General features: G+C 67.6%; 20 protein-coding genes. 5 read left to right on the plus strand and 15 right to left on the minus strand.

The window, feature by feature from the left end; genetic code table 11:
- Positions 1-92: 92 nt before the first annotated feature.
- The 8 genes from EH199_RS01115 to EH199_RS01150 form a co-directional block, all read right to left on the minus strand.
- On the minus strand, positions 93-767 hold the full coding sequence (locus EH199_RS01115) for an NAD(P)H-binding protein (RefSeq protein ID WP_124807433.1): 675 nt from the start codon (positions 765-767) through the stop codon (positions 93-95).
- Entirely contained in the window at positions 760-1,932 is a 1,173-nt protein-coding gene (locus EH199_RS01120) for a deoxyguanosinetriphosphate triphosphohydrolase (protein WP_124807434.1), read from the minus strand. Before EH199_RS01120 ends, EH199_RS01115 begins: the two co-directional genes overlap by 8 nt.
- Positions 1,933-1,941: 9 nt before the next feature.
- Complete coding sequence (locus EH199_RS01125) at positions 1,942-2,634, minus strand: aspartate/glutamate racemase family protein (RefSeq protein WP_124807435.1); 693 nt, start codon at positions 2,632-2,634, stop codon at positions 1,942-1,944.
- Positions 2,635-2,763: 129 nt separating this feature from the next.
- Complete coding sequence (locus tag EH199_RS01130; protein WP_124807436.1) at positions 2,764-3,090, minus strand: hypothetical protein; 327 nt, start codon at positions 3,088-3,090, stop codon at positions 2,764-2,766.
- A 13-nt stretch (positions 3,091-3,103) separates the two neighbouring features.
- On the minus strand, positions 3,104-4,525 hold the full coding sequence (locus tag EH199_RS01135; protein ID WP_124807437.1) for an NAD(P)(+) transhydrogenase (Re/Si-specific) subunit beta: 1,422 nt from the start codon (positions 4,523-4,525) through the stop codon (positions 3,104-3,106).
- On the minus strand, positions 4,525-4,809 hold the full coding sequence (locus EH199_RS01140; RefSeq protein ID WP_124807438.1) for an NAD(P) transhydrogenase subunit alpha: 285 nt from the start codon (positions 4,807-4,809) through the stop codon (positions 4,525-4,527). The genes EH199_RS01135 and EH199_RS01140 overlap by 1 nt, the downstream gene beginning before the upstream one ends.
- A 13-nt stretch (positions 4,810-4,822) precedes the next feature.
- A complete protein-coding gene (locus EH199_RS01145; RefSeq protein ID WP_124807664.1) occupies positions 4,823-5,941 on the minus strand; it encodes an NAD(P) transhydrogenase subunit alpha in 1,119 nt (372 codons plus the stop codon).
- 19 nt (positions 5,942-5,960) lie between these two features.
- The gene (locus tag EH199_RS01150) at positions 5,961-6,083 is read right to left on the minus strand and encodes an aa3-type cytochrome c oxidase subunit IV (RefSeq protein ID WP_124807439.1); all 123 of its coding nucleotides are present in this window, start codon (positions 6,081-6,083) and stop codon (positions 5,961-5,963) included.
- Positions 6,084-6,266: 183 nt separating this feature from the next.
- On the opposite strand from EH199_RS01150, the gene EH199_RS01155 reads away from it, so the two are divergent.
- Positions 6,267-7,685 (plus strand): sigma-54 dependent transcriptional regulator, encoded by a 1,419-nt coding sequence (locus tag EH199_RS01155; RefSeq protein WP_124807440.1) that lies wholly within the window; start codon positions 6,267-6,269, stop codon positions 7,683-7,685.
- Between the two features lie 701 nt (positions 7,686-8,386).
- Here the strand turns inward: EH199_RS01155 and EH199_RS01160 are convergent.
- The 4 genes from EH199_RS01160 to EH199_RS01175 form a co-directional block, all read right to left on the minus strand.
- Entirely contained in the window at positions 8,387-9,232 is an 846-nt protein-coding gene (locus tag EH199_RS01160; protein WP_124807441.1) for a TauD/TfdA family dioxygenase, read from the minus strand.
- A 115-nt stretch (positions 9,233-9,347) separates the two neighbouring features.
- Positions 9,348-12,086: a preprotein translocase subunit SecA gene (gene secA, locus EH199_RS01165; RefSeq protein ID WP_124807442.1), complete on the minus strand. Its 2,739-nt coding sequence runs from the start codon at positions 12,084-12,086 to the stop codon at positions 9,348-9,350.
- 100 nt (positions 12,087-12,186) lie between these two features.
- Positions 12,187-12,492 (minus strand): hypothetical protein, encoded by a 306-nt coding sequence (locus EH199_RS01170; RefSeq protein ID WP_124807443.1) that lies wholly within the window; start codon positions 12,490-12,492, stop codon positions 12,187-12,189.
- 34 nt (positions 12,493-12,526) lie between these two features.
- Positions 12,527-13,015 (minus strand): energy transducer TonB, encoded by a 489-nt coding sequence (locus EH199_RS01175; protein WP_124807444.1) that lies wholly within the window; start codon positions 13,013-13,015, stop codon positions 12,527-12,529.
- A gap of 122 nt (positions 13,016-13,137) precedes the next feature.
- Here EH199_RS01175 and argJ point away from each other — a divergent pair, with 122 nt between their 5' ends.
- Genes argJ through EH199_RS01195 form a run of 4 tightly spaced genes read left to right on the plus strand, consistent with a single transcriptional unit; the run spans position 13,138 to position 16,216 of the window.
- Complete coding sequence (gene argJ / locus EH199_RS01180; protein ID WP_124807445.1) at positions 13,138-14,364, plus strand: bifunctional glutamate N-acetyltransferase/amino-acid acetyltransferase ArgJ; 1,227 nt, start codon at positions 13,138-13,140, stop codon at positions 14,362-14,364.
- A 6-nt stretch (positions 14,365-14,370) separates the two neighbouring features.
- On the plus strand, positions 14,371-14,976 hold the full coding sequence (locus tag EH199_RS01185; protein ID WP_124807446.1) for a glutathione S-transferase family protein: 606 nt from the start codon (positions 14,371-14,373) through the stop codon (positions 14,974-14,976).
- Entirely contained in the window at positions 14,973-15,404 is a 432-nt protein-coding gene (locus EH199_RS01190) for a GFA family protein (RefSeq protein WP_124807447.1), read from the plus strand. The genes EH199_RS01185 and EH199_RS01190 overlap by 4 nt, the downstream gene beginning before the upstream one ends.
- Positions 15,401-16,216, plus strand: coding sequence for an inositol monophosphatase family protein (locus EH199_RS01195; protein WP_124807448.1), 816 nt, complete (start codon positions 15,401-15,403; stop codon positions 16,214-16,216). The genes EH199_RS01190 and EH199_RS01195 overlap by 4 nt, the downstream gene beginning before the upstream one ends.
- A 124-nt stretch (positions 16,217-16,340) precedes the next feature.
- Here EH199_RS01195 and trxA read toward each other — a convergent pair whose 3' ends face one another.
- Genes trxA through addB form a run of 3 tightly spaced genes read right to left on the minus strand, consistent with a single transcriptional unit; the run spans position 16,341 to position 23,199 of the window.
- Complete coding sequence (gene trxA / locus EH199_RS01200; RefSeq protein ID WP_124807449.1) at positions 16,341-16,661, minus strand: thioredoxin; 321 nt, start codon at positions 16,659-16,661, stop codon at positions 16,341-16,343.
- A 59-nt stretch (positions 16,662-16,720) separates the two neighbouring features.
- Positions 16,721-20,209 carry a double-strand break repair helicase AddA gene (addA, locus tag EH199_RS01205; protein ID WP_124807450.1) on the minus strand — a complete coding sequence of 1,163 codons (3,489 nt, stop codon included), beginning with the start codon at positions 20,207-20,209 and terminating at the stop codon, positions 16,721-16,723.
- Positions 20,206-23,199: a double-strand break repair protein AddB gene (gene addB, locus EH199_RS01210; protein WP_124807451.1), complete on the minus strand. Its 2,994-nt coding sequence runs from the start codon at positions 23,197-23,199 to the stop codon at positions 20,206-20,208. Before addB ends, addA begins: the two co-directional genes overlap by 4 nt.
- Positions 23,200-23,207 lie beyond the last annotated feature (8 nt).

A 23,207-nucleotide genomic window follows, 5' to 3' on the forward strand; every position in this document is an offset into this window, starting at 1 on the left:
TTCGCGCCGCAGCAAGGCCAAGTCAATCCGCGCAGCCGCCCTTTGCGGCTGAACTTATCCGCAAGGCAGGCTAACGGTTCCGGCGCCCGATGCTAACGCCGTGTGGCGCGCAGGATCGCGTCGTGTTCGTGCACGAAGCGCCCGTCGGGCTTGATCCCGGCAAGGCCAAGGATTGCCTCCGCCACCACGGAAGCGCGGATGGAGCGGTACTTGCGCAGCGAACCGTGCAGACACAGGTCCGCCACCGGGCTGGCGATCATCGCCACGCGTTCCCCCATGCGCAACGGCCCTTCGCGCCGCCCACGCAGCAGCCCGGGGCGCAGGATGTCGAGTCGGCCGAAACGAAGCCGCGACAGCGTGTCCTCCACCTCACCTTTCACGGAGAGATAGAAGTTCTTCGACGCCAGTTGCGCGCCGACCGAGGATACCGCGATCAGCTGGCGCACCCCGGCCTCGCGCGCGGCGCGGGCGCAGGTCAGCACCAGATCGTGATCGACCGCGCGAAACGCGTCCCTGTCCCCGCCTACGGCGCGGATCGTGGTGCCGAGCGCGATTACCGCCACGTCCGCGCGCGCGGCGGCGATGGCATCGGGCCAGTAATCCGGATCGGACAGCAGCATTTCCATGCGCGCGCCCGGTGGCAACGGCACTTCGCGCCGGGCGATGGCGATCAGCCGCTGGCCGCGCCGGCCCACCGCCTTTTCCATCACCTGCCGCCCGACCATGCCCGTGGCGCCCAGCAGCGCGATGCGCGTTTCGTTAGACATTGCTCAGGCCCTCGGGGGCGCTGCCGAATAGCCGTGTGAAGCTGTCTATCGCATAGCGGTCGGTCATCCCCGCAATGAAATCGGCGACATGCCGGCTGCGGCCTGGCTCGCCTTGCGGCATCTGCCGCTGCCAGCTTTCCGGCATCCGCGCAGGGTCCTCGGCATAGGCCGTGAACAGCGCGGCGATCACCGAACACGCGCGTTCCGCCGTGGCGATCTGTTCGGGGTGGTAATAGAGCCGGTCGTACATGAAGCGCTTGAGCGCGCGCTCCTCGTCCGCCATCCCGGCCGAGAAACTGGCCAGCGCCAGCGGCGCGGCGCGCACGTCCTCCGCCGTTTCGGCGCCGCTTTCGATCAGGCGCCGGCGCGTTTCCGCGATCACGTCGTTGACCATGCGGCCGATCTGCCCGCGCACCAGCTCGCGCTGCAGGCGATCACGCTGCCCACCCGGAAAGCGCCGTTCGATCGCGCGCCACTGGTCGGCGATGGAGGGCAGTTCCAGCAGCTCGTCGATCGTCAGAAAGCCGGCACGCAGGCCGTCGTCGATGTCGTGGTTGTCATAGGCGATGTCGTCCGCCACCGCCGCCACCTGCGCTTCCAGCGAAGCGCGCTGCCCCAGATCGAGCGGGAACGCCGCGTCGAGTTCAGCGAGCGCCCAGGTCGGCGCGTGGACGGGGCCGTTGTGCTTGGCCAGACCCTCCAGCAGCTCCCACGAAAGGTTCAGCCCCTCGTGCCCGCAATAGGGGCTTTCCATTCGCATCAGCACGCGCAGCGTGTTGGCGTTGTGGTCGAACCCGCCGTGGTCCGCCATCGCGGTTTCCAGCGCGTCCTCGCCGGCGTGGCCGAACGGCGGGTGGCCGATGTCGTGCGCCAGGCACAGCGCCTCGGTCAGATCCTCGTCCAGCCCCAGCGCCCGCGCGATCACGCGGCCGATCTGCGCCACTTCCAGGCTGTGCGTCAGCCGCACGCGGTAATGATCGCCATCGGGCGCGATGAACACCTGCGTCTTGTGGCGCAGCCGGCGGAACGCGATCGAATGGATGATCCGGTCGCGATCGCGCTGGAATTCGCTGCGCGGGCCGCGCGCGGTCGACGATTCAAGCGGGTATTCCCGCCCGCGCGACCGCGCCGGATCGCTGGCATAGGGCGCGCGCGTGGCGGTCACGGCAATCGGCTACCCGCCCAGGATCCAGTCGACCGCCGCTTCGGCATGGATCGCGGTGCCGTCATAGATCGGCAGCACGTTGGCATCGACATCGATCACCATGTCCAGTTCGGTGCAGCCCAGCACGATCGCCTGCGCGCCATCGCGCTCCATGTTGGTGATCATGGTCTTGAACGTGCGCTCCGCCGATCGCGTAGCGCGGCCCTGCATCAGTTCCTCGTAGATGATGCGGTCCACTTCCTCCACGCTGTCCATCACCGGGGGCAGCAGCGTTACGCCATGTTCGATCAGCCGCTTGCGATAGAAGCTTTCGATCATCACGTTGCGCGATCCGATCAGCGCCGCCGTCTTGACGCCATTGGCCTGCATCTTTTGGCCCACCACGTCGGCGATGTGGATCACCGGCACCTGCACCGCGCCGGCCACCTTGTCATAAACCTTGTGCATCGAATTGGCGCCGATCAGGATCGCGGTGGCGCCGGCCTGCTCCAGCCGCTGCGCGCTGGCCGTCAGCACGTCCGCGGCATGGTTCCACTGCTCGGGCGTGGACAGGCGGACAAGATCGGTGAAATCGAGGCTTTCGATCAGCAACGGCGCGCTGGCCAGCTTGCTGGTCCTGGCCTGAACGAGCCGGTTGATGTGTTCGTAATAGGTGCGGGTAGAAACCCAGCTCATGCCGCCGATAAGGCCGAGTTTACGCAAAGTCAGATCTCCCGGGGAATGCGACCACCCTCGTCGCCCCGGCCTTACGAAAGGGCGTGCGCGCCGTCCAGCGGGAGAGACACGGAATCCGGCGGATTGTGCCTCGGCCCGCCCCCGCGAGGGAACGCCCTACCGGCGCTTCTCCGGCGCAAGCCCCACCGCGCACAGCGCCGCCGAACTCGCCGTCACCTCGATCGCCTGCGCATCGCCCACCCGGCGCACCGCCGAAACATAATCGAACAGCGAACGCTTATCGCCCTTGAGCTGCTTCAGCTTCTGCAACTGGCCAAGCGAAAGCCGGTCGGTCATCCGCGTCGCCATGCAGGCCGAATTGGCTTCGGACAGCCCCGCATCCATCATCGCGCTCTTGACCTGACCATAGGCCAGCTTGGACGGCGCGCAGGCAGCCAGTGCCAGCGCGCCCGTCAGCGCGGCGAACATCCCGATCCGGCGCATCAACGTGCCTCCATCAATGGGCCAGCGCCTTGACGATATCCTCGACCATCTTCTTGGCGTCGGCGAGGAGCATCATGGTCTGGTCCATGTAGAACACGTCGTTGTCCACGCCGGCATAACCCACGCCGCCCATCGAACGCTTGATGAAGAAGATCGTCTTGGCCTTCTCCACGTCGAACACCGGCATGCCATAGATCGGGCTGGACTTGTCGGTCTTGGCCGCCGGGTTCACCACGTCGTTGGCGCCGATGATGAAGGCCACGTCCGCCTGCGCGAACTCGCCCTGGATGTCCTCCAGTTCGAACACCTCGTCATAGGGCACGTTGGCTTCGGCCAGCAGCACGTTCATGTGCCCGGGCATGCGCCCCGCCACCGGGTGGATCGCGTACTTCACGTTGACCCCGGCGGCCTTCAACTGGTCGCCCATCTCGCGCAGCACGTGCTGGGCCTGCGCCACCGCCATGCCATAGCCCGGGATGATGATGACGCTTTCGGCTTCCTTCATGATGTAGGCCGCGTCCTCAGCCGATCCGCGCTTCCACGGGCGCTGTTCCTTGGCTGCGCCGCCCGCGCCGCCGGCTCCCGCATCCGCGCCGAAGCCGCCGGCGATCACCGACAGGAAGCCGCGATTCATCGCCTTGCACATGATATAGGACAGGATCGCGCCGGACGAGCCGACCAGCGCACCGGTGATGATCATCGCGGTGTTGTGCAGCGTGAAGCCCATCGCCGCCGCCGCCCAGCCCGAATACGAGTTGAGCATCGAAACGACCACCGGCATGTCCGCCCCGCCGATCGGGATGATCAGCAGGAAGCCGATCAGGAAGCTGAGCACCGTGATCGTGGCGATCACCCAGGGTGCCTGGTCCTGCGTGAAGTATCCCACCAGCCCCAGGATCGCGACCAGCGTGCCGAGGTTCAGCACATGGCGGCCGGGCAGCAGGATCGGCGATCCGCTCATCTTGCCGGCCAGCTTGAGGAACGCGATGACAGAGCCGGAGAACGTGATCGCCCCGATGGCGATGCCGAGGCCCATCTCGACACGGGACTGCGGCTCGATCAGCCCGTCCGGCCCGGTGATGCCGAACGCCACCGGGTTGAGATAGGCGGCAAGGCCCACCAGTACCGCCGCAAGACCAACCAGCGAGTGGAACGCGGCAACAAGCTGCGGCATGTCGGTCATCGCGATCTTGCGCGCGGTGACGAAGCCGATCGCACCGCCGATGGCGATGGCCACGATGATCTCGGGCAGGCTGGCAATCGAATGCGTGACCAGCGTGGTCGCCACGGCGATGGTCATGCCGATCATGCCATAGCGGTTGCCCGCGCGGCTGGTGCCGGGGCTGGAAAGCCCCCGTAGAGCGAGGATGAACAGCACGCCGGAAACGAGATAGGCGAGCATCGCCCACGAAGGAGTGGCGGTGACGTGTTCCATCACTTCTTCTCCTTCTTCTTGTACATCGCCAGCATGCGCGCGGTGACGGCAAAGCCGCCGAAGATGTTGACCGAGGCCAGCACCACCGCGCCAAGGCCGAGCCACTTGGAAACCGGCGATCCGGCCGCCGCGCTCGCCACCAGCGCACCGACGATGATGACCGACGAGATCGCGTTGGTCACCGCCATCAACGGCGTGTGCAGCGCGGGCGTGACCGACCACACCACGTAATAGCCCACGAAGCAGGCCATGACGAAAATCGACAGGATCGAGATGAAATCCATAAGTGCGCCCCCCTCAGCCGAGCAGTCGTTCGTGGACGACCTTGCCGCCCTGCGTCAGGCGGATGGCATTGCCGATTTCCTCGTCCAGCACCGGCCTGCCCTGCTCCTTGTCCCAGAAGGCGGAGAGGAAGTTGTAGAGGTTGCGGCTGAACAGCGCGGAGGCATCGGCCGGCAGGTGCGCGGGCGTGTTGGAATAGCCGACGATCTTCACGCCGTGCTTCTCCACTACCTGATCGGGCACCGATCCTTCCACGTTGCCGCCCTGCGCCACCGCCAGATCGAAGATCACGCTGCCCGGGCGCATCGAGGCGATCTGCGCATCGCTGATCAGGCGCGGCGCGGCGCGGCCAGGGATCAATGCGGTGGTGATGACGATGTCCTGCTTGGCGATATGCGCCGAAACCAGCTCGGCCTGCGCCTTCTGGTATTCCTCGCTCATCTCCGTGGCATAGCCGCCGCTGCCTTCGCCCTCGATCCCCGCCACGCTTTCGACGAAGATCGGCTTGGCGCCCAGCGACTGGATCTGTTCCTTCGTGGCCGAGCGCACGTCGGTCGCCGAAACCTGCGCGCCCAGGCGGCGCGCGGTAGCGATGGCCTGAAGCCCCGCCACGCCCACGCCCATGATGAATGCCTTGGCCGCGCTGACCGTGCCGGCCGCGGTCATCATCATCGGAAAGGCGCGGCCATAAAGGTCCGCCGCGACGATCACCGCCTTGTAGCCAGCGAGGTTCGACTGGCTGGACAGGATGTCCATCGACTGCGCGCGGGTGATGCGCGGCATGAATTCCATCGCCAGCGCTTCCAGGCCGGCGGCGGCATAGGCGTCCACCCGGTCACGCCGGCCGAAAGGATCAAGCCCGGCGACGATCCACGCCCCGGGCTTCACGCCAGACAGCAGATCGGCCTCCGGCCCCTGCACGCCCAGCACGATGTCCGCATCCTTTGCCGCGCCTTCGGTCAAAACCTCGGCGCCCGCCGCGCGGTAATCGTCATCGGCGATCGAGGCCGTCGCGCCAGCGTTGCTCTCAACGCTGACCGTGGCGCCGAGGCCGATGAACTTTTTTACCGTTTCCGGCGTTGCCGAAACCCGGCTCTCTCCCGTCGCGCGTTCCCGAAGGACGGCGATCCTTATGGTTTCGCCCACGCGCCGGTTACTGGATCACCACGATAACGAAAGCGACGATCAGCACGATCACCGGCACCGAAATCTTGATGAGGTTGATGAAGCCGGCATAGGTGGCCTCGGCGGCCTTCATGTCGTTCGCGGAAGTCATGATCTACCTCTTTCCCCCGGCGCACCGAAGCGCCTTCGCGGTCTCTCTAACGACACCGTCCGGTTCGCTCAAGAACGAACCGTGTTCTTAGCGCGTCCGCGCCGCTGCGTGACGGTCGCCACGCTTAACAGGGTCTTTACCCGATAGGCGTAACAGAAGCGCGGATCATTGACCGGGAAGACCATGGCAGAGCCCGAAGACCGCCTTTTGATGTTGATCGATGACGAGCCGGCACAGTGCCGGCTGATCACCGCTCTTGCCGCGCGGGAAGGATGGCGCACGATCATCGCGCGCGATTCCGAAACCGCGATCGCTACCCTGGGTACGCGGCAGGGGATGCAGCTTGGCGCGATCATTCTCGACCAGTGGGTGCCCGGCGACGATGCCTGCGCGCTGATCGCCGAACTCAAGGCCCGCCGGCCCGCTCTGCCGATCCTGATGCTCACCACCAGTTCCTCGCCCCTGCTCGCGGTGGAAGCCATGCGCGCGGGCGCCACGGATTATCTCATCAAGCCGGTCGCCCCGGATCGCCTGCTCCAGGCGCTGCGCAGCGCGACCACGCGCGAGGCGCCGGCGGTGGAACTGCAACCGCTGACCGAAAAGATCGGCGCCGCGCTCGATTTCGATTCGATGATCGGGGCCGCGCCCTCGTTCCGCGCCGCGCTCGCCGTGGCGGCCAAGGCCGCGCGGACGCAGGGCACCGTGCTGATCGAGGGCGAGACCGGCAGCGGCAAGGAGATGCTGGTGCGTGCAATGCACGCCGCCTCCCCCCGCGCCAAGACGCCGCTGCGCATCGTCAATGCCGGCGGCATTCCCGGCAACCAGATCGAATCCGTGTTGTTCGGGCATGAAAAGGGCGCTTTCCCCGGCGCGTTCGAACGGCAGGCCGGCGCGCTCCAGCATGCCGACGGCGGAACGCTGGTGATCGACGAGATCGACCGCCTCAATCCGCATGTGCAGGAACGTCTGCTGCAATTCCTCGAACGCGGCGATGTGCAGCCGATCGGCGCGCGCCACCGCTTCCGCGTGGACGTGCGACTGATCGCGTGCAGCAACGGTTCGCTGCGCGAACTGCAGCATGTCGGGCTGTTCCGTCCCGATCTGGTCGACGTGCTCAGCACGGTGCTCGTCAGCCTGCCGCCGTTGCGCGAACGCAGCGGCGACATTCCGGCGCTGACCCGCCATTTCCTCGCCCGGATCGGCGAGCAGCCGGGCCTGCGGCACCTTGGGATCACCGATGGCGCGCTGGCGCTGCTTTCGGCCTATGACTGGCCGGGCAACGTCCGCCAGTTGCAGGCCACGCTGTTCCGCGCCGCCGTGTTCTGCGACAACGAGGCGCTGACCGCGCAGGATTTCCCCAATCTCTCGATGATGGTCGGCGAAGCGCCGCGCCACAACCCGCAGCACAGCGAAGGCGCGGGAGTCATGCTCTACGCTGCCGATGGTAACTTGCGCCCGCTGGAAGAAATCGAGGCCGACGTGATCCGTCTCGCCATCGGCCACTATCGCGGCCGCATGAGCGAGGTGGCCCGCCGGCTCGGCATCGGCCGGTCCACGCTCTATCGCAAGCTGTCGGAACTTGGCATCGACAACGCCGCGTAGGGTTGCATGGATGATATCCGCGGGTCTCAATATCCGCTGTTGGAGGGCGCGGGAACGGGCGCGGTTAGCGTACTGTCGCCCAATCCCCAAATCCGCTCATCCTGAGCTTGTCGAAGGATGCGCGATACGGTTCATCCTGAGGCGATTTAGCGTGCGAGGCCGGCACGATGCGCGTCCTTCGACAGGCTCAGGACGAACGGGGTTTCGTATGCCAAAGTCCGCAATCGCGTCGCGTGCGGAATAGCCAATCCGGCGGAAATGGCGGGGAAAGCGGACGTCATCACCGGCACGCTGTTACGGCCATTTGTAAAGATACGCCTTTGGCACTTGCTGGTACGATGTCACCTACTGAACAGCGCACTTCAGAGAGCAGCATAGTCCGCATGCCCGTAAGCCCTGCGGGGTTTTGAAAAGTGATGACAACTTCGCCGGCATGCCATCGAGATACCCGCCGCGAAATGTCGACGATCTTTGCGGAAGTCTGCGTTTGAGGTTGGTCATGGCACGAAGCCAAAAGAGCCAAATATAGTGCATATGGAGCTTTGATCCGCATGGGAACGAGATGAACGATCCTCGCTCGGTCGGCAACCACGTCGTCTCCGGAATGGCCGCTATGGCGAAAAGTCCCGAACATCTGCAGTCCGAACCGGCCGTGAATTTGTCCACGCAGCCCGGGAGCGCACAAGGGCGCGTATTCGCGATCAGGGCAGCGGTTCGCCTTCCAGCGTAATCCGGTGCATCTCGCGCCGGTGGCCGTGGTAATCGTTCAGGGCATAGTGCCAGGTGGCGCGGTTGTCCCAGAAGGCCATCGATCCCTCGGCCCAGACGAATTCGGTCGCGAAATCGCCTTCGACGCAGTGCTTGTAGAGTTCGGTCAGCAACTGCCGGCCGGCTTCCTCGTCGCGCCCGACGACGCCGATGGTGAAGGCCGGGTTGACGTAGATCGCCTTGCGCCCGCTCAAGGGGTGCACCAGCGCGATCGGATGCGTCACGTCAGCCAGCACGTCCGCCACCGCGGCGTTACCGAAGCGCCCTTCATGCGTATCGGCGTTGCGCAGTTCCTCGCGCACGTTCGTGCCGAAGATGTGCTTGGCCGAATGGACCGCGCGCGCACCCTCGATCTCGCGCTTCAGATAATCCGGCAGCGCGTCATAGGCCGCGTACATCGAGGCGAACAGCGTGTTGCCGCCCGATGGCGGCACTTCGCGCGCCAGCAGGATCGAGCCGAGCGCGGGCACCTCGTCGTAGCTGTGATCGGTGTGCCAGCCGCCGCCGATATTGTCCTTCTGCGCCGCTTCCTTCACCACCAGCGCGATTTCCGGATAGGCCGGATGCGCGGCGAAGAAGCGGTTGATATTGATCTGGCCCCAGCGCCGGGCGAAGGCGATGTGCTGGTCTTCGGTCAGATCCTGATCGCGGAAGAAAACCACGCCGTGATCGACGAACGCCTCGCGGATCGCGCCGAACTCTTCATCGCTCAGCCGCGCCAGATCGACGCCGGTGATTTCCGCGCCGAAAACGCCCGTCTGCCTGATTTCCATTGCCATGCCTGCTCTCCCGGGACAGCCTTGGCACTCACCATGCCAATTCTTTCCCGGCAGGCAATCGAAATTGCACCCGCTTACCGTCGGACGCAGGGATCGACCGGCGGGAAGCCGGCGATCAGACCGCCGCGCCGTGGCAGTGCTTGTACTTCTTCCCCGAACCGCAGGGGCACGGCGCGTTGCGGCTGACGCCCTGCCCGGCGAAGGGATCTTCCGTGCCAACCGGAGGCAGCGTGGCGAGGCCCGCTTCCGCCCCGCCCAGCGCGCCCAGCATCGCAGCGGCGCCCGGCACCTGCACCGCGTCATTCTCGCCGGTGAACGGATCGATGTGGCTGGTCAGGAAATCGGGCAGTTCGGGAAGCTGGAAATCGTCCGCAGGCCGCATCCGGATCTCGCTGGTCATCAGGATGCGCGTCACGTCCTCGCGGATCGCGTCCAGCATCTTCTCGAACAGGCCGAAGGCTTCCTGCTTGTATTCGTTGATCGGCGTCTTCTGCGCATAGGCGCGCAGGAACACCACCTGCCGCAGCGCGTCCAGCGTGGCGAGGTGTTCCTTCCAGTGGTGATCGAGCCGTTCGAGCAGGATCGACTTTTCAAGCCCGCGCCACGAAGCCTCGTCCAGCGCGTCGACCTTGCCCGCCATGTGCGCGTCGGCCAGTTCGGTCAGGCGTTCCTCGATGATCTCGGGCTCGACCGCCTCTTCCTCCATCCACTGTTCCAGCGGCGCTTCCAGGCCCAGGGTATCGGCCACGCGCTGGCGCAGGCCGTCCACGTCCCACTGTTCCGGATAGGAGCCCGGCGGGCAGGCGTCGGCCACCAGCGCGTTGATCGTGTCGTGGCGCATGTCCACCACCACTTCGCCGATCGCGTCGGCGTCCATGATGTCGGCGCGCTGTTCGTAAATCACCTTGCGCTGGTCGTTCATCACGTCGTCGTATTCGACAACCTGCTTGCGGATGTCGTAGTTGCGCGCCTCGACCTTCTTCTGCGCGGTCTCGATCGCCTTGGACAACCAGCGCGAACCGATCGCCTCGCCATCGGCAAGGTTGGAGTTCATCATTCGGGCGAACAGCGTGTCCGGCCCGAAGATGCGCAGCAGGTCGTCTTCCAGGCACAGGTAGAACTTGCTGAGGCCCGGGTCGCCCTGACGGCCCGAACGGCCACGCAGCTGATTGTCGATGCGGCGGCTTTCGTGCCGTTCGGTGCCGATCACGCACAGGCCGCCGGCTTCGAGCACCTTCTGCTTTTCGGCGGCCACCTCGGCGCGGATGCGTTCGATCGCGGCATCGCGTTCGGGGCCATCGGCCACGTCGCGCAGCTCGTCGGCGATGCGGAACTCGATGTTGCCGCCCAGTTGGATGTCGGTGCCGCGCCCGGCCATGTTGGTGGCGATCGTCACCGCGCCAAGGCGGCCGGCCTGCGCCACGATATGCGCTTCCATCTCGTGGAAGCGGGCGTTGAGCACGCTGTGCTTCACGCCTTCCTTGGTCAGGAAGTCCGAAAGCAGTTCCGATTTCTCGATCGAGACGGTGCCGACAAGCACCGGCTGCCCGATCTCGTAGCGCTCGCGGATCAGCTTCGCGATGGCACCGAACTTGTCCAACGTGTTCTTGTAGAACTCGTCTTCCTCGTCGATGCGCATGACCGGCACATTGGTGGGGATCGAGACGACGTTCATCTTGTAGATGTCGAAGAATTCCGGGGCTTCGGTGGCGGCGGTGCCGGTCATGCCCGAAATCTTGGGGTACATGCGGAAATAGTTCTGGAAGGTGATCGAGGCCATCGTCTGGTTTTCCGGCTCGATCCGCACGCCTTCCTTGGCCTCCACCGCCTGGTGCAGCCCGTTCGACCAGCGGCGGCCGTCCATCATGCGGCCGGTGAACTCGTCGATGATGACGACCTTGTCGTCCTTCACGATGTAGTCGATGTCCCGCTTGAACATGACGTTGGCCTTCAGGGCCTGGTCGAGATGGTGGACGACCATCGTGTTCTCGACGTCATAGAGGTTCGAGCCGACCAGCAGCCCGGCTTCCTCCAGCTTGCGCTCGATCCATTCCACGCCTTCTTCGGTCAGCGTGATGTTCTTGGTCTTCTCGTCGGCTTCGTAAAGCTCGGGCGCCACCTGCTTCACCACGGCATCGACCGAGATGTAGAGGTCGCTCTTGTCGTCGGTCGGCCCGGAGATGATCAGCGGGGTGCGCGCCTCGTCGATCAGGATCGAGTCCACTTCGTCGACGATCGCGTAGTTGAACGGGCGGTGCACCATCTGCGACCGCTCGTGCTTCATGTTGTCGCGCAGGTAGTCGAAGCCCAGCTCGTTGTTGGTCGCGTAGGTGATGTCGGCGTTATAGGCCGCGCGGCGCTCCTCCTCGTTGAGGTTCGGCACGATCACGCCCACGGTCAGGCCCAGGAACGTGTAGAGCACGCCCATCGTCTCGGCGTCGCGCCTGGCGAGGTAGTCGTTGACGGTCACGACGTGAACGCCCTTGCCTTCCAGCGCGTTGAGGTACACCGCCAGCGTCGCCACCAGCGTCTTGCCCTCGCCAGTGCGCATTTCCGCGATCTCGCCCCGGTGCAGCACGATGCCGCCGATCATCTGCACGTCGAAATGGCGCAGGTCCAGCGTGCGGATCGACGCCTCGCGCACGGTGGCGAAGGCTTCGGGCAGGATGTCGTCGAGCGATTGCCCCTGATCGAGCTGTTCGCGGAACTTGGCGGTCTGCGCCTTGAGTTCCGCGTCGCTCATCGCCTGAACCTGCGGTTCGAACGCGGCGATCTTGCGCACGATCTTGTCGAGCGACTTCACGTAACGGTCGTTGGACGAGCCGAAAATGGCCTTGGCGAGCGAGCCGAGCATGGAAATATCCTGAATTTGGAGAGATGTACGGGCCGCGCGCATCGCTATGGCGTGCTGGCGCGGCGTCTGGTCGGGGAAAGCGGGTCCGAAAACGCGCGGCTTATTCGCGCCCGCGATCCGAAAGCAGGATGCCGCAGGTCCGCGCAAGCGCCACCGTGGGCAGGCGCAGCATCTTGCGCTGCACCGTCGAACGTTTGCGCGGGGCTTCCCCGCCCTGCCCGGCGCAGCTTTGCGCACGCGGCGCGGCAGGCGAGGCCACCGCCACCGAAACGCCCGAATCCGCCACTTCCATCCGCGACGTCGCCAACGCGACATCGGGGAAGGACAGCCCCGTCAACAGGGCAAGAAGGGCGAGCAACAGGCGCATGTGCGAAGTCAGATAGTATCTCGCGCGCGATCCGTCCATGCCGAACCGCTGCGAAATGCCTCCAGGGTGAATCTCAGTTGCAAGTGGCGCTGGCGATCACCCGCAGCGCGGCCGCCGGATCGCCATCCGCCTGCACCCGGCAATCGCGCGACCACATCCACGGGCCGGCCCGCGGCACGATCAGCACGGGCTGCGTCTGTTCGGGCAGAACCCAGCGAATCTTGTTGCGGTAGTGACCCGCTTCCGCCTTGCCCCCGGCGTCGGTCGCGGGATTGAACCGCGCCCGCGTGGAAACCAGGCGGCAGGTGGCTTCGTCCAGCGCGGCGGAGCCGCTGCCCGTCGTGATCGTGCAGCCCGTCGGCACGCCGTCCGCGCCAACCGTCACATCGAACGCGACCGCACCTTCCGCGCCCGCCGCGAGCGCGTCCTTCGGATAGTCGTCCGCCCCGATCCAGGTGCCAGGGTTGTTGCTCGGCGTCGGTCCCTTGGGAGCGGCGGCCTGCGCGGTGCTCACGCAGGCAACGGAAGTCATGGCGGTCAGCAGCAGGGTCTTGATACGCATGGCCGCCTCCGTGCCCGGAATTTTCCTTCGGGTAAAGCGTCAAAGCGGTCATCGGCATCGGGCATCGAAAACACGCGCCGGCGGCTTGCGATCAGCGTGGCCGGGGGCTAACCGCTTGGCCTATGTCCGACGCCGTCTCTCCGCTCGCCACGCCTTTTCCCGCCCTTCCGGCCATCGCCGGGGTGACGCCGCGCGTCGCCCGCGCCGGCTACAAGGACTGGGGCCGATGCGATCTGACCTATGTCGAGCTGGCGGAGGGCACCTCGGTAGCGGGCGTGTTCACCCGCAACGTCTGCTGCTCCTCGGAAGTCGAGCTTGGCCGCGCCAATATCGCGCAGGGCCTGGGCCGCGCGCTGGTGGTCAATGCCGGCAATTCCAATGCTTTTACCGGCTATCGCGGACGCGAGGCGGTGGAGCAGATCATGGCGCAAGTCGCCGACCATCTCGGCTGCGCGAAGGAGCAGGTGTTCGTTTCCTCGACCGGGGTGATCGGCGTACCGCTGCCCAAGGACAAGGCGCGCGCCGGCGTCGAGGCCGCGCTCACCGCACCGGAATGTTCGTGGGAGGACGCCGCCCGCACCATCGGCACGACCGATACGTTCGCCAAGGGCGCCACCGCCACGGCGATGATCGGCGACAGCAAGGTCACGCTGAGCGCCATCATCAAGGGTTCAGGCATGATCGCGCCCGACATGGCGACGATGCTGGGCTATGTCTTCACCGATGCGGCGATAGAGCCGGCCTTCCTTCAGGAACTCCTTTCGGCGGCGAACCGCAGGACGTTTTCCTGCATCACCGTGGATAGCGATACCTCCACCAGCGATACCGTGCTGGCCTTCGCCACCGGCAAGGCGGGCAACGCGCCGCTGGCCTCGTTCGACAGCGCCGGCGCCGATGCCTTCGCCGCCGCGCTGGAGGACGTGTGCCGCCAACTGGCGCATCTCGTCGTCAGGGACGGCGAAGGTGCGCAGAAGTTCATTACCGTCCACGTCACCGGGGCGGTCAGCGACGAAAGCGCGCACCGCGTGGGTCTGGCCATCGCCAATTCGCCGCTGGTCAAGACCGCCATCGCCGGCGAGGACGCTAATTGGGGCCGCGTGGTCATGGCCGTGGGCAAGGCCGGCGAACCGGCCGACCGCGACCGGCTGTCGATCGGCTTCGGCGGCACCTGGGCGGCGAAGGAAGGCCAGCCGCTCGCCGATTACGACGAAGGTCCGGTCGCCGCGCATCTCAGGGGCCGCGAGATCGGCATCGAGGTCGATCTCGGCCTGGGCGATGGCAGCGCAACGGTGTGGACCTGCGATCTCACGCACGGCTACATCTCGATCAACGCCGATTACCGGAGCTGACCCGCGATGCTCACGATCTGGGGACGGCTCAATTCGCACAACGTCAAGAAAGTGGCGTGGGCCGCGATCGAGATGGACCTGCCGCACCGCCGGATCGACATGGGCGGCCCGTTCGGCTTCACGCCGGAATACCTGGCCAAGAACCCCAACCGCATGATCCCGACGATCGAGGACGGCGATCTGGTGCTGTGGGAATCGAACGCGATCCTGCGCTATCTGGCGGATCGCCATGCCCCGTCGTTCCGTAGCAACGATCCCGCCATCCGCGCAATGGGCGACAAGTGGATGGACTGGCAGTTCCATTTCGCCGACGCGCAGCGCGATGCGTTCCTAGGGTGCGTGCGCCAAGGCAAGGACGCCAGCGATCCGGCGGTCGCCCGCTCGGCCGAAGCCTCGGGCGCGATGATGCGCATCCTCGACGGCGAACTCGCCACGCGCCCGTGGCTGTCGGGTGACCGCTTCGGCATCGCCGACATCCCGATGGGCGTCTATGCCCACACCTTCTACAGCATCGCGGTACCGCGCCCCGATGTGCCGCACGTGGCGGAATGGTACGCCCGGCTGCGCGAACGTCCCGGCTATGCCAGCCAGGTCATGATCCCGCTGACATGAGCGGGGACGGGAGCGGCGACTGGACCGGCGGCTGCCTGTGCGGCACGGTGCGCTACCGGCTGGCCAGCGCGCCGACCGACGCCGGCTGGTGCCATTGCCGCACCTGCCAGCTCAATTCCGGCAGCCCGGCCATGGCCTTCGCTTCCGTCCCGGCCGATGCCTTCGTGGTCGAACAGGGCCTTGCGTCCATCGGGAGGGCATCGTCCAGCGAAAGCGGCGAACGCTGGTTCTGCCGCGCCTGCGGAACGCCGCTACTGATGCGCGACACGTCCGCCCCCGCGACCGCCGATTTCAGCCTTGCCACGCTCGATCATCCCGAACGCGTCACGCCGAGATTCCATATGTTCTACGCCAGCCGCATCCCCTGGGCGAAGCCGGCTGACGATCTTCCCCGTTACCCGCGTTCGCGCGCCGAAGGACTTTCATGACGGAATCCGCTCTCGACACCGCCGTCGCCGCGCTGATGCGCGATACCGCCCAACGCACGCTGCTGCGGCACTATCGCCAGCTTGCCGATCACCAGATCGTGGCCAAGGCGGCGGACGATGTCGTGACCATCGCCGATACCGAAAGCGAGGCGCTGCTGATCGAAGGGCTGGCGAAGATCCTGCCCGAAGCCGCGATCGTGGGCGAAGAGGGCAGCCATGCCGATCCGGCGCTGATGGACCGGCTGGGCGACAGCCTGTGCTGGGTGATCGACCCGCTCGACGGCACCAACAATTTCGCAGCCGGCAAGCCTCCGTTCGCGATCCTGATTGCGTTGGCGGAAAAGGGCGAGACCGTGGCGGGCTGGATCTACGATCCGCTGATCGACCGGCTGTGCATCGCCCATCGCGGCAAGGGGGCGTGGGTGAACGGCGAGCGCGTGATGGCGCAGGCGACCGGGCAGGAACCGCCGGTCGCCGCGATCTCGCTGGTATTCGTGGACAAGGACAAGCGCGAGGCGATGCGCCAGCATATCGCACCGCACTATACGCTGGTGGACATCCCGCGCTGCGCGGCGGAGCAGTACCCCCGCATCGTGCTGGGCGTGAACGACCTGTCGATCTTCGAACGCACGCTGGCGTGGGATCACGCGGCGGGCGTGCTGTTCGTCAACGAAGCCGGTGGCAAGGCCGCGCGGCCCGATGGTTCGCCCTACCTGCTGGACCGCCATCTGGAGCCGGGCCTGATCGCGGCGGCCACGCCCGCGCTGTGGGATGCCATGGCGGAGAGGCTGAACGCCCTGCCCGCCGAGTAAACCCCGGCGTACCCCGCCCCGTCATTGCGAGCGTGAGCGAAGCAATCCAGAGTCCGGCGTGCCGCTCTGGATTGCCGCGGGGCCTCGCCCCTCGCAATGACGATTCAGGGCACTTTCGTCGGGTTTAGAGAACGCTTTCGATCCAGCCCTTCAGCTGGCTCTTGGGCGCGGCACCCAGCTTCTGCGCCACCGGCTTGCCATCCTTGAACAGAACCAGCAGCGGGATCGACTGCACGCCGATTTCGCCCGGAATGCCGGTGTTTTCCATGATGTCCATCTTGGCGATGGTCAGCTTGTCGCCCAGTTCCTCGGCGATCTCTTCCAGCGCCGGCGCGATCATCTTGCACGGGCCGCACCAGTCGGCCCAGAAATCGACCAGCACGGGCTTGTCGGATTCGAGAACGTCGGCGGCGAAGCTGGCGTCGGTGACGGCTTTGGTGGACATCGGTAACTCCTTCTGGTCTTGGCCGCCAATCTAGGCGGTCCCTGTCTTGAAACAACAGATCACGCGGAAAAGGATTCCTGCGCGGGGGAAAGGTCCAGCTTCTGCGCCGCCAGCAGCGCCTCCGGCAAGGCGAACAGTTGCGGCGTGTGGGTATAGAGCAGCGCGGCTTCCACGCGGCGGCCGGGATGGATCACCTTCAGCGCCGCGACATAGGCCGCCATCTGGCGCAGGTAGGCCGCCGGAATCTCCTCGATTCGCGCGGGCGGTCGGCGCGCCGTCTTGAAATCGACGATGCGGATCAGGTCCGGGCGGACGATCAGCCGGTCGATCGTGCCCGTCACCACGCGCCCTTCGACCACCGCCGCCAGCGGCACTTCGGCCAGCGAATCCGGCCCGAACACGTCCTGCCAGTCCGGGTGATCGAGCACGGCCAGCGCCGCCTGCGCCATCGCCGCATAATCTTCGGGCAGGAACTCTCCGCCCGCCCGCGCCAGCCAGTTCAGCGCGGCATCGCGGCGGCGCTCGCGCGGCAGTTCGGGCAGGCGCTCGATCAGCTTATGAACCAGCGTGCCCCGCCGCGCCGCCAGCAACGCGCCCGGTCCCGGCCGGATCGGCGGATCGGGCGCGTCGTCCTCGCCCATGGCCGATGGTGCGAGGGGACGCGGCGGGCGCGGTTCGGGGCCGATCGGCTGAAGCAGCACGGCGGGCAGCACCTCGCGCGGCGCGGCGACCGCTGGCGTAGCGCCAACGGAGGGCGCAGGCGCCGGCGCGCCCAGTTGCCGGCGCCCTTCCCACAGCGGGTCCGCGATCCATTCGTCGGCGCCGAACAACGGCTCCAGCACCGCGTACCAGCTTTCCGGCGGAATCTCCTTGCGCCGCCCACCCAGCGATCCGGTGACGAACAGCGCTTCCTCGGCACGGGTCATCGCCACGTAGAGCAGGCGCCAGTGCTCCTCGCGCTCCTCGCGCGCGGCCTGTGCCTCGGCCTCGCGCACCGGCCCCGCCTTTTCTTCCTTGCGCAGCGGCGGCAACGGCACCTTGCGGGTTTCGCCCAGCATGCTTTCGGTCACCTCCAGCCCGCGCACGGGCGAGGCATCGGGATCGTCGGCGGCATCGGCCAGAATCACGATCGGCGCCTGCAAGCCCTTGGAGCCGTGCACGGTCATCACCCGCACCAGCCCCTCGTTCTTGCCCGCCTCGCGCTTCAGTTCGCCCTCGCCCGCGTCGAACCACTGGAGGAAGCCGGTCAGGCTCGGCACGTTGCCGGCGGCATAGGCCATCGCGGCGTTAAGCAGTTCGTCGATAGGATCGTTGGCTTCCCGGCCCAGCCGCACCACCAGCTTGCGCCGGCCCTGCCACGGCCCCAGCAGCAGCCAGTGCAGCATCGCCTGCGGCGTTTCGTAGTCCGCCCGCGCCAGCAGCGCGCGCAACCGCTCCATCGTGGCGTGCGTCTTTGGCCCCTCGCTGGCACGCAGGTGATCCCACAGCCGCGTGCCTGCCCCGCGATAGCCATGTTCGAGCAGGTCTTCCTGCGTCCACCCTATCAGCGGGGACACGAGCAGGCCCGCAAGGCTGAGATCGTCCCACGGTTGCGCGGCGAAGCGCAGCGCGGCGACAAGGTCCTTCACCGCCAGCGGCGCGCCCAGCCGCAGCCGGTCCACGCCCGCCACCGGCACGCCCTGCGCATGGAGCCGCGCCACGATCAGCCCGGCCAGTTCCTTGCGCTTGCGCACCAGCACCATGATGTCGCCCGCGTTGGCGAAGCGCGGCGTGCCCTTGGCCAGCGGGAAGCCGTTTTCCAGCCACGCCCTGATCTGCCGCGCGAGCCGGTCCGCCAGATCGCGATCAGGGCGCGAGAGCCAGCCTTCCGCGCCCTCCTCCCCGGCTTCGGGCGCGTCCTCGTCCTCGCCGTCGGCCGCCATCCCGACCGGCCGCCATAGCGTGACCAACCCCGGCCGTTCCTCGCCCACGTGCGGTTCGGGCGGCTCTGCAAGGCCGAAACGGTCCGGCCCGATATGCGCGATCGCCCGGTCGACGAACGACAACACCGACTGCGAGGTGCGGTAGGACCGCCCCAGCCCCAGCCCCAGCAGCGTCCGTGAACGGTCGTCGAGCACGTCCGCCACATCGCGCAGCTGGCGTTCCACCCGCGCCTTGGCCGCCGCGAAGTTCTCCGGGCTGGTGCCCTGGAAACGGAAGATCGCCTGCTTGTAATCACCCACCACGAACAGCGTGCGCAGCGCGTCGCCGTGCAGGCCCTCGCCGGCGAAGAAGTCCGCCACCAGCCCGTCCAGCACGATGCGCCATTGCGCCGCGTTGGTGTCCTGCGCCTCGTCGACAAGGATATGGTCGAACCGGCGGTCGAGCTTGAAGCGTATCCACTCCGCGCTCGCCTTCTCGGTCAGCAGCGCGGCGGCGGTGCGGATCTGGTCGTCGAAATCGATGAAGCCTTCGCGCGTCTTGGCCTCGTCCCACGCCAGGGCGAAGCGGCGGCCAAGCGTCAGCGCCGGATCGAGCATCGTCGCCAGCGCCACCAGCGCGCGCCGTTCGCGCACCGCTTCGAGGCAGCCGATCACGCGCGCGGCATATTCGGGATAGTCCGGCGCTTTCTTGGCGATGTTGGTGGTCGAGCGGGGCTGCCCCGCCTTGGTCAGGAACTGCTCCGCCAGGAGGTCCAGCGCTTCCAGCCGCCGTTCGGGCGGCAGCGCGATCCAGTTACCCAAGGCATTGGCGGTCTCGATCCCGCTCTTCGTGCCCCATTCCGCGTTGGCTTCCATGCACCGCCGCACCGATCGCACATCGAAGGCATCGTCTGCGCACAGCGCGGCAAGGCCCGCTCCATCCTCGTCCGCGTCCAGCCCCAGCGCGCGATTGATGCGCGGGCGCAGCGGCGGCTGCCACGCGCCGGTTCCGAACCACAAATCACGCGCGCCGGCGCAGCGCAGCAGGAACGCCTCGACCTGATCCTGCGCCATCCGCAAGCTGAGGTCGGACAGCGCATCGAGCAGCGCTTCGTCGCCCTGTTCCCCCGCGCTCACCAGCAGGTCGGCCAGCACCTGCCGCACCAGCAGCGCGCGGTCGCGGTCCTCCATCGCGCGGGTGCCGGGCATCAGCTCCGCTTCCACCGGGAAGGCCGAGAGCAGCCACTGGCAGAAGGCGTGGATCGTCTCGATCCGCAGGCCACCGCCGGGGCAATCGAGCACCGCCGCGAACCGGCTGCGCGCGCGCGCCAGCGCTTCGGGGCCATAGTCCGCACCGATCGCGATCAGCTGTTCGGCCAGCGCGGTTTCGGGCAGGCGCACCCAGCTGGCCAGCACCTCGTTGACGCGCGTCGCCATTTCCGCCGCGCCGGCCTTGGTGAAGGTCAGACACAGCAGATGCTCCGGCTCGACGCCGGGTTGCAACAGCAGGCGCAACACGCGCGCGGACAGCACTTGCGTCTTGCCCGTGCCCGCCGACGCGCTGAGCCACACGGTGCGGCGCGGATCGACCGCACGCGCCTGGTTGTCCTTCAGCGGATAGACGCGGCTTGGCTGCTCCCCGTTCATGGCCTGTCCCCGGCGCGGCCGCGGCCCTGCCATTCGTCCAGCCGCATCAACTGGTCATAGTCCGAATAGCCCGGCAGATCGGGATTGAGCCGCGCCGTGAACGGATCGCTGCCCATTATCCATCGCGCGATCGCTTCTTCCAGATACTCCCGTGTGCGGTCGAGGAACTCCTCGCGCGGAATGCCGGACTTGCGGCGGCCTTCCGGCACCGGCTCCTCCATGAAGCCGAAATCGCGCTCCCGGTTGCGCGCCAGCGACCAGTATTCGAACCGCGTCGGCGTACCGCTCACGCCCCTGATCCCGCCGCCCTGCGCGATCAGGCCGACAAGGCCGAGCTGGAGCGCGAAGCCTTCTTCTACCATCCGCGCCGATGGCGGCGTGCCGGTCTTGTAGTCGACCACCGCCAGCGTCCCGTCGGGCAGTTGGTCGATCCGGTCGGCGCGGCCATGGATGCGCACGCCGTCCACGGTGATCTCGCCTTTTTCCTCCCAGGCAAGGACTTCGCGCCCCTCGCCCCGCAGGCGCTCCTGCTCCACCTCGATCCAGCCCAGCCCGGCCAGCAGGCGCGGCCGCCACAACCCGCGCATGAACGGATGCGCGCTCATCTCCGCAAGCGCGCGTTCGGCCAGGGGGATCAGTTCGCCGGGCGGGGCGCCGGCATCGTGCCATGCCTCCAGAATCGCGTGGACCGCCGTGCCGCGCCACGCCGGCGTGGGATCAGCGTCGATCGGATCGAGCGCGCGCAGGCCCAGGATGGCGGAGGCGTAGAACTGGTAGGGATCGCCCCGCAGCCGGTCGAGCGCGGTGACCGCGATCGGCACCCGGCGCTGTTCGGCCGATGGCATCGGTTCGGGCCGGGGATAGGGCGGCGCGGGCGGCGCATCGTCCAGTGCGCGGGCAAAGCGCACCGCGTCGTGCTCGTGCCGCAGCTCCTTGCCCAGCATGGCGCGGATGCGCATCAGGAAGCGCGAAGGGATCGCCGGTCCGGCGGCATCGCGCTGCGCATGGCTCAGCACCACTTCGGGTGCCCCCAGCGCGGCGGCCAGATCGTGCGCGGTCAGGCCGATGCGGAAATCCGCGCCGGGAATGCCCAGCATCCGCAGCACCGGCGGCGCCAGCAGCGGATCGGGCGCGGGCGCGCCGGGCCAGGTGCCCTCGGTCAGCCCGGCGCAGATGACCAGGTCCGCCCGGCTCATCCGCGCTTCGAGCAGGCCGTAGATCGCGAGGCGCGGATGCCCGCCATAGGGCGGGCGCACCGCCACCTCGTCCAGCGCGTCGCGCAGCAGCACGGGCAGGTCGGCAGGATCGGTCTCCAGCACCACCTCGCCGGCCGCATCGCTCCATTGCTGCACGAACTGCGACAGGCTGCGCCCGTCCGGCTGCGCCCAGATGCCCTCGCCGCACAGCGCCTCCGCGGTTTCGGCGAGCAGCGCCAGCGCCGCGCCCAGCGGCAGGGCGCCATCGAACAGCAGCAGCGGGGCCAGCAGCGCCTCCGCCTCGTCCCACCAGTCGAACAGGCCCGGATAGCGCCGGTCCTGCTCCTTCACCGCCGCGCGCACGGCTTCGAGCCCCGGCCCGGGGCGCGGCCCGCGCAGCACAAGATCGAGCTGGCGCACCCGTTCCAGCCACGCCGCGCGCCCTTCGCCCGCCATCACCAGCGGATGCGCCAGCAGCGCCAGCAGCGGTACCGGCGCGGCCCGCTCCGCCATGACCTCGGCGATCTGCAGGAACAGCCGCCCCGCCGGGGTCTGCGGCAGGGGGCGGCCGGCGGAATCGTCCGCCGCGATGTTCCAGCGCGCCAGATGCGCGACCACGCGCACCGCCAGCGCCCGGTCCGGCGTCACCAGCGCCACGCGCCGTTCCGGTTCGGCGAGCGCCTGCCGGATCAGCACCGCCACCGCCTGCGCCTCTTCCTCGGGATGCGCGGTCTCCATCGTGCGCACGCCCGAAAGCCGCCGCCGCTCCGCCGGCAGGCTCACCCACACCGTGCTGGCTTCGGGCGGCAGGAACAGGTTGGAAATCGCCCTGCTGCGTTCGGGCGGGGCCGCGGCCAGCCCGGCGCGGTGCCAGGGCTGCACTTCGCCGCGCGCCACGCCCATGCGGTTGAGCAACAGCTTGAGGTGGTACTGCGGGTGCGTCACCACATCGCCCCGCGCGAACGGCGGGCCGCCCGGTTCCTCCGGCATCCCCGCCGCGCCCAGCGCGTCCCACACCGGTTCCTCCAGCGCCAGATCGAGATCGGGCAGGATCACGCCGCCGTCCGGCAGGTCGGCCACGGTGCGCAATAGGCGAGCGATGGCGGGCGCGGCCGAGGTGACCCCGGCGGCGATCACCGGATGCGCCGGCGCTTGGTCCCGCCATGCCCGCGCCGCGTGATCGAGCAGGCGGTTGCGCCGTTCGGGCGCGTCGATCTCGCCCCGCGCCTCCTGTTCGGCGCGCCAGCGGAACAGCACTTCGGCGAACAGCCGCGTGCTGTCCGTCCAGTGCTGGGAAAGATCGCCCACCGCGCCGATCACCGCTTCGTCCAGCAGCTTTTCGGGCGCGACATCCTCCACCGCCATCCGGTCCATGCTGCGCACAATCGACCGCGCCTGCCGCAGCAGGCCGGCCTCGCCCAGATTGCCCGTCTCCGGTTCGGCGCGCAGCATTTCCGCGATGCGCAGCAGGCGGAACACCGGATCGCTCGCCGACGGCACTGCCGCGCCCGGCCCCAGCGGATCGAGCAGCGGCCCCAGCGTCTCGTCCAGATCGAGATCGCCCACCACCGCCATGCGCGGCAGCAGCAGCCCGCCATCCCCGCTGGCGCGCACGAAAGCTTCGGTCACCGTGCGCACGGCGCGGCGGCTCGGCAGCAGCAGCAACAGCCGGGCCAGCCCGAAGCCGTCCTCGCGATAGCGCGGGATCAGTCCGGCGACGAGCGCGTCGGCAAAGCCCCGGTGCGCCGCGATCGACCAGACTTTCGGCCCCGTTCGCGGCGTTCTGTCGCTCATTGGCTCTC

The sequence above is a fragment of the Novosphingobium sp. LASN5T genome (assembly GCF_003856955.1).
Lineage (GTDB): Bacteria > Pseudomonadota > Alphaproteobacteria > Sphingomonadales > Sphingomonadaceae > Novosphingobium.